We start from the raw sequence: 11915 nt of genomic DNA, 5'->3' as shown, positions 1-11915 counted from the left end.
GAACAGCGTCCGTTTCGGTACCTGTGCCCGCCCGCCCCGACGGCACGCCTGCGGGGCGGGCGGCTGCGGCTACGGCAGCGGGGTGCCGCCGGTGGCGTTGACGATCTCGCCGGTGATGAACGAGGCGTCCTCGGAGGCCAGGAAGACGTACGCGGGCGCCATCTCGGCGGGCTGGGCCGGACGTCCGAGCGGCGACTGCTTGCCGAACTCGCTGGTGTCCGGCATGGTCGCCGGGATCAGCGGGGTCCACACCGGGCCGGGGGCGACGGCGTTGACGCGCACGCCGCGCTCGGCCAGCATCTGCGCCATCCCCTGCGTGAAGTTGACGATGGCCGCCTTGGTCATCGCGTAGTCGAGCAGGTGCGGGCTGGGCTGGTAGCCCTGCACGGAGCTGGTGTTGACGATCGAGCCGCCCTCCTGGATGTGCGGCAGGGCGAACTTCGACAGCCAGAACATGCCGTAGAGGTTGGTGCGCATCACCCTGTCGAACTGCTCGGTGGTGATCGCCTCGATGCCGTCCGGCTGCGACATCTGGTAGGCGGCGTTGTTGACCAGGACGTCGATCCGGCCGAACTCCTCCACCGCCCGGTCGATCAGGGCGCGGCAGGCGGCCTCCTCGCGGATGTCGCAGGAGACGGCGACCGCGCGCCGTCCGGCGTCCTCCACCAGCCGGGCGGTCTCCCGGGCGTCTTCCTTCTCCTCCTCGAGGTACGTGAAGAGCACGTCGGCCCCCTCGCGGGCGAAGGCCAGCGCGACGGCCCGGCCGATGCCGGAGTCGCCGCCGGTGATCACCGCCTTGCGCCCCTCCAGCTTCCCGCTGCCCTTGTAGGACTCCTCGCCGTGGTCGGGCGGCGGGTCCATGGGCGCGGTCCGGCCGGGGTGCGGCTGGTCCTGGGAGGAGAACTCGGGGGTGGGGTGCTTCTCGCCCGGGTGCTGGGGCTGGTTCACGTCGGTGACTCTCCTTGTCGGGCCGTGTGCTCTCTGCGAGGGTTCGACCGGGAACGACGGCGGTTCGACCGGTTCGGCCCCGGTGTCGACCCAGCCCGAGGTACCCGCGCGCCGACCGCCTACACCGCACCGCCCGTGGTCCCCGCGGTCCGGGCGCCGCTCGAGGCCCCGTCGCGCATCCTCGGCGAAACCGCTGGGTACTCGGCCCGGCGACCCCCGCCCCCAGCATCCGCCGCGGGAGACGACATGATCACTCACCGACGCCTGGTCGAGGACGCCGCCGCACGCACCCGCCTGCCCTCCGAGCGGGCGGGCCGCGCGGTCAAGGTGACGCTCGCGGTCCTCGCCCTCCATCTCGACGTGCCGACGCGGCAACGGCTGAGGCAGGCGGTGCCCGGTCCCGACCGGGACGCCGCCTACGCGACCGTCCCCCGCTCCGGCGGTACGGTCACCGACTTCTACGGCGAGGTCGCGGCCCATCTGCCGGCGGCGCCGGAGCAGGGCCGCCGCGTGGCGCGCGCGGTGCTGTCGCTGATCGCCCGCGACGACCCCGCCCTGGCACGTCACCTGGTGGAAAACCTGCCGCCCGGCTTCGCGGAGGCGTTCACCGCACCCGACGCCCATCCCGAGCGGCTGCCCGGCGAGGACGCCCCGCTCACCGACCGCGAACTGCGCGACGCGCTGCGCCGCCGCCCGTCGTGGAGCGGGGACGGCCACCGTCTCACCCGCACCGTCGGGCTGCCCCGCGACCGTGTCCCGCCGCTGCTGCACCAGGTGGAGAGCGACGCCCGGCAACTGCACCGCCGGGTCGGCCACTCGCTCTCGGAGGACGGCATCACCTTCACCGTGCGCACCCGTTCGGTGGACGCCGTCACCACCGCCGACCTGGAGCTGGCCGACCGGATCGACGCCGCGGTCGTCGCGGTGGGCTCCGGCGGACGCCCCGGCTGAGGGGCCCGCGCCACCCGGCCGACGGCCCCGGAGAAGGGAACCGGCGGGGGAAACGCGGGGCGGAACCGGTGCGGCGCACCGGTGACCCGCCCCGTTGCGGGCAGATTGTCCGGTGCGGGCAGTCGTACGGAACCCGCCGTCGCGGCCGCCGTCCTGGTGAGAGGAGCACTTCGTGACATCGTCGACGTCGGCGTCCGGCGGACGGTCCCCGGCCGGGAGGGAGACCGGGGAGGGCCGGGACCCGAACCGGTGGCGGGCCCTGTGGGTCACGCTGGTGGCCGGGTTCATGAGCCTGCTGGACGTGACGATCGTCGCCGTGGCCCTGCCGACCATCCAGCGCGACCTGGGCGCGACCCCGGCTGAGGTGCAGTGGGTGGTGTCGGGGTACGCGCTGACCTTCGCCCTCGCCCTGGTCACCGCCGGCCGCCTGGGCGACGCGCTCAACCGGCGGCGGATCTTCCTGTTGGCGCTGAGCGCCTTCGTGCTGTGCAGCGCCCTCGCCGGGGCGGCCCCGAGCAGCGGCTGGCTGGTGGTCGCCCGGCTCGCGCAGGGGCTGGCGGCGGGCTGCATGGCCCCGCAGAACTCGGCGCTGATCCAGCAGATGTTCCGCGGCCCCGAACGCGGCCGCGCCTTCGGCTTCTTCGGCGCCACGGTCGGCATCTCCAGCGCGGTGGGTCCCATCACCGGAGGACTGATCCTGGCGCTGGCCTCCGGCGGCGAGGGCTGGCGGTGGATCTTCTACGTCAACGTCCCGATCGGCGTCGTCGCCGTGCTGCTCGGCCGGCGGCTGCTCCCGCGCACCCGCCCGACCGGCAAGGGGCAGGTCGACGTCCCGGGCGTGCTGCTGCTCGGCGCGGGCGTGCTGGCCGTCATGCTGCCGCTGGTGCAGGCCGAGGCCGGCGGGCTGGGCCGGCTGTGGTGGCTGTTCCTGGTCGGGGCGGCGCTGCTCGGCGTCTTCACCCTCTGGCAGCGCCGGCTCCTGGCCCGCGGCGCCCAACCGCTGCTGGACCTGCGGCTGTTCACCCAGACCCGCGGGTACGCGGTCGGCGCGGCGGTGGGCACGCTGTACTTCGTCGGCTTCAGCGGGGTCTGGCTGGTGTTCGCGCTCTTCTTCCAGCACGGTCTGGACTACTCCCCGCTCCGGTCGGGCCTGGCCGTGACTCCCTTCGCGGTCGGTTCGGCGGGAGCGGCGGTGGTGTCCGGGCGTCTGGTGGACCGGCTGGGCAGGCTGCTGACGGTCTGCGGGCTCAGCGCGGTGATCGTCGGCATGAGCGCCACGGCGCTGCTGCTGCGGTTCGCGCCGGAGTCCTCGGCGACCTGGCTCGCGGCCCCGGCCCTCTTCGTGGCCGGCATGGGCAGCGGTTCCGTCATCTCGCCCAACATCACGATGACCCTGCGCGACGTCCCGGTGCGCATGGCCGGAGCGGCGGGCGGCGCGCTGCAGACCGGCCAGCGGCTGGGCGCGGCGGTGGGCACGGCGGCGCTGCCGGGCCTGTTCTACCTGGTACTGGCCGGCCGGGACGACAACTTCCGCAACGCGCTGGCCATCGCGCTCGGCGCCGCGCTGCTCGGCATGACGGCGGCACTCGCGCTGGCGGTGGCCGACTGGCGCCGCGACCGGCGGGACCGCCGGGACCGGTCCGGCGCCTCCGGTGAGGCTGTGGGGGCGCCGGTCCGCTCCGGCCGGGCGTGAGGCCGGTGCGGGGCGCACACAGGAGCGCGGGCCACCCCGGGGAGGGGCGGCCCGCGCCGCGCGTCACTCCCGGCCCGAGGGCCGGGGGCGGGCGGTGACTAGCTCACGTTCAGAGCGGTGTCGTCGATCACGAAGCTCGTCTGCAGCGTGGTGTCCTCCACGCCGTTGAACTTCAGGGCGACGGTCTGACCGGCCAGCGAGGACAGGTCGAAGGACTTCTGGACGTACCCGGTGGCCGCGTTCAGGTTGCTGTAGCTGGCCAGGGTGGTCGAACCGGCGGTGACCGTCAGCTTGTCGTACGCCGAGGAGGTGGTGGTCTCCGCGGTGTCGATGTGCAGCCAGAAGCTGAGGGTGGCCTTGCAGCCGGCGGGGATGGTCACCGACTGCGAGAGCGTGTCGGTGTGCGAGGAGCCGTAGCCGTCCAGCCAGGCCTTGTAGGAGCCGCCGTGCGCCGCCTGGCCGGTGTCGGTGGTGATGACGCCGCTGCTGGCGGTCCAGGTGGTGTTGCCCGACTCGAAGCCGGGGTTGCCCAGCAGCTGCTTGGCGGTGCAGGTGCTGCTGCCGGCCGGGTTCACGGTCCAGGTGAACGAGGCGGTGCCGGTCTGCGCGGCGCTGTCCTTGACCGTGACGACGGTGCTGTAGGTGCCCGCCGTGGTCGGCGTGCCGGAGATCAGACCGGTGGAGGCGTTGATGGTCAGCCCGGCCGGCAGCCCGGTGGCGCTGTAGGTGAGCGCGCCGGCGTTGCTGCTGCTCGCGCTGATCTGCAGGCTGGTGGCGGTGCCGACGGTGGCCGTGCGGCTGCCCGGGTTGGTGACGGTGACGCCGTTGCCCGGCACGGTCGCGTGGGCGCCGACGCCGATGCCCGCGAAGGCGTTGGCCACACCGGCGTACTGCGCGGAGTTCGCGCCGTACAGGGCGGTGGCCGCGTTGAGCGCCGCGGTGCGGGCGCCCGCGTAGTTGGTGCTGGACGTCATGTAGGTCGTCAGCGCCTTGTACCAGATCTGCAGGGCGGCCGCGCGGCCGATGCCCTGGACGGCGATGCCGTCGCTGGTGGGGCTGTTGTACGTGACGCCGTTGATCGTCTTGGTGCCGCTGCCCTCGGAGAGCAGGTAGAACATGTGGTTCGCGGGACCCGAGGAGTAGTGGACGTCGATGCTGCCGATGCCCGAGTACCAGGAGTCCTTGGAGCCACCGTCCTTGCTCGGCTTGTCCATGTAGCGCAGCGGGGTGCCGTCGCCGTTGATGTCGATCTTCTCGCCGACCATGTAGTCGCCGACGTCGGTGGAGTTGCCCGCGGCGAACTCGGCACCGGCCGCGAAGATGTCCGAGGTGGCCTCGTTGAGGCCGCCGGACTCGCCGCTGTAGGTGAGGTTGGCGGTCGCCGAGGTGACGCCGTGGCTCATCTCGTGGGCGGCCACGTCCAGCGAGGTCAGCGGGTGGGTGTTGCCCGAGCCGTCGCCGTAGGTCATGCAGAAGCAGCTGTCGTCCCAGAAGGCGTTGACGTACGCGCTGCCGTAGTGGACCCGCGAGTAGGCGCCCTGGCCGTTGTTCTCGATGCCGCTGCGGTTGAACGTGTTCTTGAAGAAGTCCCAGGTCACCGCGGCGCCGTAGGCGGCGTCGACGGCGGCGGTCTGGTCGGTCGACGAGCTGGAGGCGGTGCCGGTGCCCCAGGTGTCGTCGGCGTCGGTGAACAGGGTGCCGGTGCCGGAGGTGGCGCGGGCCAGGTTGTACGTCTTGTGGCCGCCGCGGGTGCCGTCCGTCAGCTGGTAGGTGGACCCGGAGAGCGTGGTGCCCAGGGTGACCGTGCCGCTGTAGAGGCTCTTGCCGGTGCCGGTCTTGATGTCCTCGGACTCGTGCAGCTTCTCGCCGGTCAGGGCGTCGGTGACGACGCGCAGACGGCTGGGGGTGCCGTCGTGCTGGAAGCCCTCGACGAGGGTCTCCCACGCCAGACGCGGGGTGCCCGAGCCGGCCCAGACGACCTTGCGGGTGTTGTCGGCCGCCGGCGTGGCGTTGCCGTCGTGCGCCTTGGCGGCCTTGACCGCCTTGGTCTCGGCGGCGCTCTTCGCGACCTTCTCGGTGGTGTCCACCGCGATGGCGCGCTTGTTGTTGAACGTGGCGTTCAGCCCGTCGCCCTTGCCGGACTCCGGGGCGTCGTGCACGACGAGGTCGCCGCCGAGGACCGGCAGACCGGCGTAGGTCCGCTCGTAACGGGTGTGCGTCGTCCCGTCGTTGTCCTGGACGACGTCCTTGACGAGCAGCTTCTCCTTGCCGCCGAGCTTGAGCTTCTTGGCGTGGCCGTCCGCCTTGGTCTCGGCGGACTTGATCAGCGCGGTGCGCTCGGAGGCCGTGATGTCGGCGGCGAGTCCGCCGGTGCGCAGCTGGGCGGCCTTGGGGGCGGCGTCCGGCTGGGCGGCGGCCGGGAGGGCGGGCATTCCGACGGCGACCAGCGCCGCCGCGGCCAGCAGGCCGGTGGAGGCGGCCCGTCGGCGGAGGGTTGTGTGTCTCACGCGGTGTCCTGTCCGTTCGCGGCCACTGTGGCGGCCGGGGGGCTAGCCGGGCGGGCGGTGGACCGCCGGTGACCGGCAGGGGTAACGGTCAGGGGTGAGGATGGCAGCGTTGACTCGGCCATGTCACGAGTGCAGAGGGTCCCGGGCACCGCTTCGAGGGATAACCCTCGGTGGACAGGGGGGACATGCGCGTACGAATCAGCCCCGGCCCCCCCGGCGCCCCCTCGGTGACCACGACCACCCCCTACGCTGCGGGCATGACGCAGCGCCCGGAGTTCGCCGCCACCGCCGGACGGCTGCTGGAGTACCGCGGGCTGCGCCCGGCCCGGCTGGCCGCACGGGCCGGGGTGGACGAGCGTGAGATCACGGCCCTGCTCGCCGGCAGCGCCCCCGAAGGGGAACTGCTGCGCCGGTTGGCGGGCCCGCTGCGGCTGCACGCCGTCGACCTGTTCGTCCTCGCCGGACTGCCGGTCCCCGGTGACCTGGCGCCGCTGAGTTGCGACGCGGGTCAGTGGGCGGCGTCCCTGGTGATGCACGGGGTGCACCTCGCGGCCGAGGAGAGGCGTGAACTCCTGGACACGGTCCGCTCGTTGCCGCAGGAGGCCCGGCCCGGCCCGCGGTTCGCACCGCCGGGGATCGCCCCGCGCGCGGACCTGCCGGGCGGCCGGGTGGTCCGCATGTTCCGGTACCGCAACCTCGGCTGGTCCCACCTGGCGAAGGTCATGGCGGTGGTCACCCCGACGTACCTCTCGGCCTCCACCTACGGCGTGATCGGGGACGGCCGCAAGGAGCTCACGCCGCGCCTGGTCACGGACTTCGCCGCGCTGCTGGGGATGGAGGCCGTGGAGCTCGCGGGCCTGGTGGGCGTCGTCCTGGCCGAGGCCCCGCCGCCGGCCCCGGAGGCCGTGGACGCCGCGGCGCTGCTGTGGGAGGCACGGCGCCTGTCGGTCGCCCAGGCGCGGCGGGCCGCCGAACTGGCCCTGGCCATGCGCGGGGAGGACACCGGGTACTGCCTGACGAATCTCCGGGCCCGTCGCACGGGCTGACGCCGCCCGCTCCCGAACCGGACGTCAGCTCTCCAGGTGGGTCGGCGCGAACATGCGCAGGGTCGCCGGGAGCACCACCACCGAGGGGCCCGGTGTGGCGAGCGCCTCGGACAGGTCGGCCCTCAGCTGCTCAGGGCCGGTCCGGACGGCGGGGACCCCGAAGGACTCGGCCAGGGCGACGAAGTCGGGCCCCGCGAGTTCCGTCCCGTGCGGCTCGCCGTAGGCGTCGGTCATGTACTCGCGGAGGATGCCGTACCCGCCGTCATCGACGATCAGCCAGGTGACGTCGAGCTGGTGCCGGCGTGCCGTGGCGAGTTCGGCGACCGAGTACAGCGCGCCGCCGTCGCCGGACACGGCGAGGACCGGCAGGCCCGGCTCGGCGACGGCCGCCCCCAGGGCGGAGGGGAAGGCGTAGCCGAGACCGCCGGCGCCCTGCGCCGAGTGCATGGTGTTGGGCCTGCGGGGGTCGAAGGCCGACCAGGCCCAGTACGAGAGGATCGTCATGTCCCAGAAGGAGGGCGATCCGGCGGGCAGGGCCGCGCGCACCGACGCCAGCACCTCCTGCTCCAGGTCGAGTCCCTGCGCGGCGATCCGGGCGCCGACCCGGTCGAGGAGTTCCCGAACCCTGCGGGCGGCCTCGTCGTCGTCCCGCGCGGGGACCGGTTCCAGGGTCTCCAGCAGGGCCTGCAGCGCGAGCCGCGCGTCCGCGTGGATGCCGAGGGCGGGGTGGTTGGCCTCGAGCTTCCCGGCGTCCGCGTCGATCTGCACGATCGTGCCGCGCGGCGCGAACGTGTGGTAGTTCGAGGAGAGTTCGCCCAGCCCGGAGCCCACGACCAGCAGGACGTCGGCGTCCTCGAGGAGGTCGGTGGTGTGCCGGTCCTCCATCCAGGACCGCAGCGAGAGCGGGTGGGTCCAGGGGAAGGCGCCCTTGCCGCCGAAGGTGGTGACGACCGGGACGGCCAGCTTCTCGGCGAGCTGCCGCAGCTTGCCGGAGGCGTCCGAGCGGACGACGCCGCCTCCCGCGACGATCACCGGGCGCTCGGCGCGGGCCAGCAGGTCCGCCGCGACGGCGGTCAGTTCGGGCCGCGGCGGCAGTTCCTCCGGGGTGGCGTCCGCCGCGGTGACCACCGGGACACGGGCCGGCTCCCGCAGCACGTCGTAGGGGATCTCCACGTAGACGGGTCCGAAGGGGACGGTCAGCGCCGAGCGCCAGGCCTCGGCGATCGCGGTGGGGATCTGCGACTGGGTCCGGGCGCTGTGCACGGACTTGACGATCCCGCGGAAGGCGGCGGCCTGGTCCTCCAGCTCGTGGAGGTGCCCGCGGCGACGGCCGCCGAGTCCGTCGGCCGGGACCTGGCCGCAGATCGCCAGCACGGGCGAGGAGGCGGCGGCCGCCTCCTGCAGCGCGGCCAGCGCGGTCAGCGCGCCCGGCCCGGTGGACAGCAGCAGCGGGGCGGCCTCACCGGTGATCCGGCCGTACGCGTCCGCCGCGAAGGCGGCGTTGTTCTCGACCCGCAGGCCGACGGTGCGCAGGTCGGACCTGCGCAGCGCGTCGAGGACCGGCAGGACGTGCTGGCCGGGCAGGGTGAAGACGGTGGTCGCGCCCAGCCCGGCGAGCGTCTCCACGACCATGTCCCCGCCGTGGCGGCCGGGAGGCGGGTTCAGGGCCGCCTCCGTCTGCGCGGCCGTCGGACGGAGCACCAGGTCGTGGTCGTGGGTCACTGCGTACGCGCCTTCGCGATCTGCCGGGACATGATGGTGGTGAGCTCGTAGGCGGTGTGCGAGGCGGCGACGGAGGTGATCTCCGCGTGGTCGTAGGCCGGGGCGACCTCCACCACGTCCGCCGACACCAGGTTGCAGCCGGCCAGGCCGCGCAGGATCTCCAGCAGCTCCCGCGAGGTCATCCCGCCGGCCTCGGGCGTGCCGGTGCCGGGCGCGTGCGCCGGGTCCAGGCAGTCGATGTCGATGGAGATGTACAGCGGCCGGTCGCCGATCCGCTGCCGCAGCTGGTCGGCGACCTCGTCCGCGCCGCGGCGGTAGACGTCCGCCGAGGTGACGATGCCGAAGCCCATCTTCTCGTCGTCCTTGAGGTCCTGCTTGCCGTACAGCGGGCCGCGGGTGCCGACGTGGGAGAGCGCCTCGGTGTCGAGGATGCCTTCCTCGACCGCCCGCCGGAACGGGGTGCCGTGCGTGTACTCGGCGCCGAAGTAGGTGTCCCAGGTGTCCAGGTGCGCGTCGAAGTGCAGGAGTGCGACCGGGCCGTGCTTCTTCGCCACGGAGCGCAGCAGCGGCAGCGCGATGGTGTGGTCGCCGCCGAGCGTCATCAGGCGGGCGCCGGTGCCGAGCAGGTCGTCCGCCGCGGCCTCGATCGTCTCGACGGCCTCGTCGATGTTGAACGGATTGACCGCGATGTCCCCGCCGTCGGCCACCTGCGCCAGCGCGAACGGCGAGGCGTCCTGGGCCGGGTTGTAGGGGCGCAGCAGCCGGGAGGCCTCACGGATGGCGTTGCCGCCGAAGCGGGCGCCGGGCCGGTAGGAGACGCCCGAGTCGAAGGGGACGCCGATCACCGCGACGTCGGCCGCGCCGACCTCGTCCAGTCGCGGCAGCCGGGCGAAGGTCGCCGGTCCCGCGTACCTCGGGATCCGCGAGGAGTCGACGGGGCCGCGGGGCGTTCCGCTGTTGCTCATGGAGGTCATGGAGGTGATGCCTTCCTCTCACCGGTACCGAGGGTACGCGGCGCCGGGATCACCCGCCGGAGCGCACCACGGACCGACCCTAGATGGCTCCCGGGCGGCTGCGAAGTGTACGTTTCCTCCACCGGGCCGGAGAAGAACAGAGGAAACGTCCATCATGCCGTCCGCCCCCGCCTCCCTTCCCGCACCGCCGCCCACTCCCCCGGTGCCGCTCTCGGCCCTGCTGGCGCGCGGCGACCTGGGTCTGGTCCGCCTCGCCGGGCCCGAGGAGGCGGACGTCCACTGGGCCCAGGTCTCGGAGATGGCCGACCCCCTGCCGTACCTGCTGGGCGGCGAACTGCTGCTGACGGCGGGGGTGCAGGTGCCGCCCTCGGCCGGCGCCGCCTGGTTCGACGCCTACGTGGAGCGGATCCTGGCGGCGGGCGGCGCGGCACTGGGCTTCGGCGTCGCCCCGGTGCACGACACGGTGCCCGGGGAGCTGGTCGCCGCCTGCGAGGCGCACGGACTGCCGCTGCTGGAGGTGCCGCGGCGCACCACCTTCTCCGCGGTGGCCCGCGCGGTCGGCGAACTCGTCGCCCGGGCCCGGCTGGCGGACCTCCGACGGGTCGCCGAGGCGCAGCGGAGCCTGGCGTCGGCGGCGTCGCGGCCCGACCCGGTGCCGTCCGTGCTGCGGCAGCTGGCGGCGGCGATGGAGGGCTGGGCGGTGCTGTTCGGGCCATCGCGGGCTGCGGGGGGCGGGGCGGCGGACGCGTGGGCGAGCGAGGCGGCGGGCGGGCCGGCGGACCCGTCGGGGGGCGGGGCGGGAGTCGGGGCGGCGGACCCGGCCGCGGGCGGGTCGGTGGGCGGGCCGTCGGTGGGCGGGCCGTCGGGTGGATGGGGGAACCTCACTGCCGGGCGCGATCCGGGACCCCGTGTGCGGGCGGCTCTGACCGAGCTGGCCCGGGTGGTGCGGCCCGCCCCGGCGGGGAGCACCGCGCCAGGCGGCACCGCGCCGGCGCCGTCGTCGGCCACCGACACGGCCGACGGCCTGCACCTGTCGGCGTACGCGCTGGGGACCACGCCCGGGTACGTGCTCGGGCTGGCGACGGGCCGCCGTGAGGCCGGCGACCACACCATCGCCTCGGCGGCCTCCGTACTGCTGACCCTGCTCACCGGGGAGCGCGGCGGCGGCCCGGAGGCCTCCTGGTCGGCCGCCCTGGTGCGCCTGCTGCTGGGCGCCGGCCCCCAGGAGGTGGCGCCGCTGCTCGGCGGGGAGCGCTGGACGCTGGTGCACGCCCGCCCGGGGGCCGGGGCTTCGGACGCGGCGTCCGCGGCGGCGCTGGGCGAGGCGCTGGGCTCCCCGCTGATCGACCTGGTCGACCCGGCGGGCCGGGTGGACCGGGTCGTGCGGGTGCTCGTGCCCGACGGGCGGCCCGTGGAGCGGCAGACCGGCTGGACGCTGGGGGTCGCCGAGGTGACCGGCCCGGACGACTGGCCGGCCGTCGACGACCGGGCCGCCCGTGCCCTGGGCCGAGCCCTCGCCACCCGTTCCCCGCTGGTCCGGCACGGCTCCGGCGGGCGTCTGGTCGACCTCCTGCCGCCGCACGAGGCCGAGGAGCACGCCCGGGCCCTGCTGGCGCCGATCACCGGCACCCCCGCGCTGCCGCGGACCCTGCGCGCCTGGCTCTCCCTGCACGGCAGCTGGGACCGCACCGCCGTGGCGCTCTCGGTGCACCGCAACACCGTCCGGCAGCGGATCGCCCGGTGCGCGGCGCTGCTGGAGACCGACCTGGACGACCCGGACGTCCGCATGGAGCTCTGGTTCGCCCTGCGGCGACTGCCGGACTGACCTGGCCGGGGAGGGCCGGGGCGGAGTCGGTGGCGGGATCGGATCAGGTCGGGGCCGGACCGAGGGCCGGGGTCGGGCTCGCGCCGGAGGAGCGGCACTGCCGGTCCCTCGGGACGGGGCGCGGACGGCGTCCGGGGGCGCGAACAGGCGCGTGCGGGGGCGCGGAGGACGGCGTCCGCGTGTGCGGGAACGATTCGGCCAATGTGGGCGAAGTGGAACGCGTTCCCGTCCCGTGCGCCCTCCTCCGGG

The 11915-nt window shown here is 74.6% G+C and carries 8 protein-coding genes; 4 read left to right on the top strand and 4 right to left on the bottom strand.

Annotated elements, in window-relative coordinates:
- Nucleotides 1-69: 69 nt before the first annotated feature.
- Nucleotides 70-948: an SDR family oxidoreductase gene (locus ACFRAV_RS05800; RefSeq protein WP_382551936.1), complete on the bottom strand. Its 879-nt coding sequence runs from the start codon at nt 946-948 to the stop codon at nt 70-72.
- Between the two features lie 246 nt (nt 949-1194).
- On the opposite strand from ACFRAV_RS05800, the gene ACFRAV_RS05795 reads away from it, so the two are divergent.
- Entirely contained in the window at nt 1195-1899 is a 705-nt protein-coding gene (locus tag ACFRAV_RS05795) for a DUF2267 domain-containing protein (RefSeq protein WP_382551934.1), read from the top strand.
- Nucleotides 1900-2071: 172 nt separating this feature from the next.
- Entirely contained in the window at nt 2072-3592 is a 1521-nt protein-coding gene (locus tag ACFRAV_RS05790) for an MFS transporter (RefSeq protein ID WP_382551932.1), read from the top strand.
- 98 nt (nt 3593-3690) lie between these two features.
- Here ACFRAV_RS05790 and ACFRAV_RS05785 read toward each other — a convergent pair whose 3' ends face one another.
- On the bottom strand, nt 3691-6024 hold the full coding sequence (locus ACFRAV_RS05785; RefSeq protein WP_382552125.1) for a M4 family metallopeptidase: 2334 nt from the start codon (nt 6022-6024) through the stop codon (nt 3691-3693).
- Nucleotides 6025-6356: 332 nt separating this feature from the next.
- Here ACFRAV_RS05785 and ACFRAV_RS05780 point away from each other — a divergent pair, with 332 nt between their 5' ends.
- Entirely contained in the window at nt 6357-7145 is a 789-nt protein-coding gene (locus ACFRAV_RS05780) for a hypothetical protein (RefSeq protein ID WP_382551930.1), read from the top strand.
- A 24-nt stretch (nt 7146-7169) separates the two neighbouring features.
- Here the strand turns inward: ACFRAV_RS05780 and ACFRAV_RS05775 are convergent, their stop codons facing one another.
- The gene (locus tag ACFRAV_RS05775) at nt 7170-8867 is read right to left on the bottom strand and encodes a thiamine pyrophosphate-binding protein (protein ID WP_382551928.1); all 1698 of its coding nucleotides are present in this window, start codon (nt 8865-8867) and stop codon (nt 7170-7172) included.
- Nucleotides 8864-9832, bottom strand: a complete 969-nt coding sequence (gene speB / locus ACFRAV_RS05770; RefSeq protein WP_382551926.1) for an agmatinase — start codon at nt 9830-9832, stop codon at nt 8864-8866. Before speB ends, ACFRAV_RS05775 begins: the two co-directional genes overlap by 4 nt.
- A gap of 163 nt (nt 9833-9995) precedes the next feature.
- Between speB and ACFRAV_RS05765 the strand changes: the two genes are divergently transcribed.
- Nucleotides 9996-11666, top strand: coding sequence for a PucR family transcriptional regulator ligand-binding domain-containing protein (locus ACFRAV_RS05765; protein WP_382551924.1), 1671 nt, complete (start codon nt 9996-9998; stop codon nt 11664-11666).
- The last annotated feature ends 249 nt before the right edge of the window (nt 11667-11915 follow it).

It is taken from the genome of Streptomyces sp. NPDC056600 (assembly GCF_042792855.1).
GTDB lineage: Bacteria > Actinomycetota > Actinomycetes > Streptomycetales > Streptomycetaceae > Streptomyces.
This window is presented reverse-complemented; position numbering and strand designations above follow the sequence as displayed.

Coding starts and splice junctions, on each gene's coding strand:
- speB (WP_382551926.1), bottom strand. CDS start 9,832: ATGAGCAACAGCGGAACGCCCCGCGGCCCCGTCGACTCCTCGCGGATC.
- ACFRAV_RS05765 (WP_382551924.1), top strand. CDS start 9,996: ATGCCGTCCGCCCCCGCCTCCCTTCCCGCACCGCCGCCCACTCCCCCG.
- ACFRAV_RS05785 (WP_382552125.1), bottom strand. CDS start 6,024: ATGCCCGCCCTCCCGGCCGCCGCCCAGCCGGACGCCGCCCCCAAGGCC.
- ACFRAV_RS05780 (WP_382551930.1), top strand. CDS start 6,357: ATGACGCAGCGCCCGGAGTTCGCCGCCACCGCCGGACGGCTGCTGGAG.
- ACFRAV_RS05795 (WP_382551934.1), top strand. CDS start 1,195: ATGATCACTCACCGACGCCTGGTCGAGGACGCCGCCGCACGCACCCGC.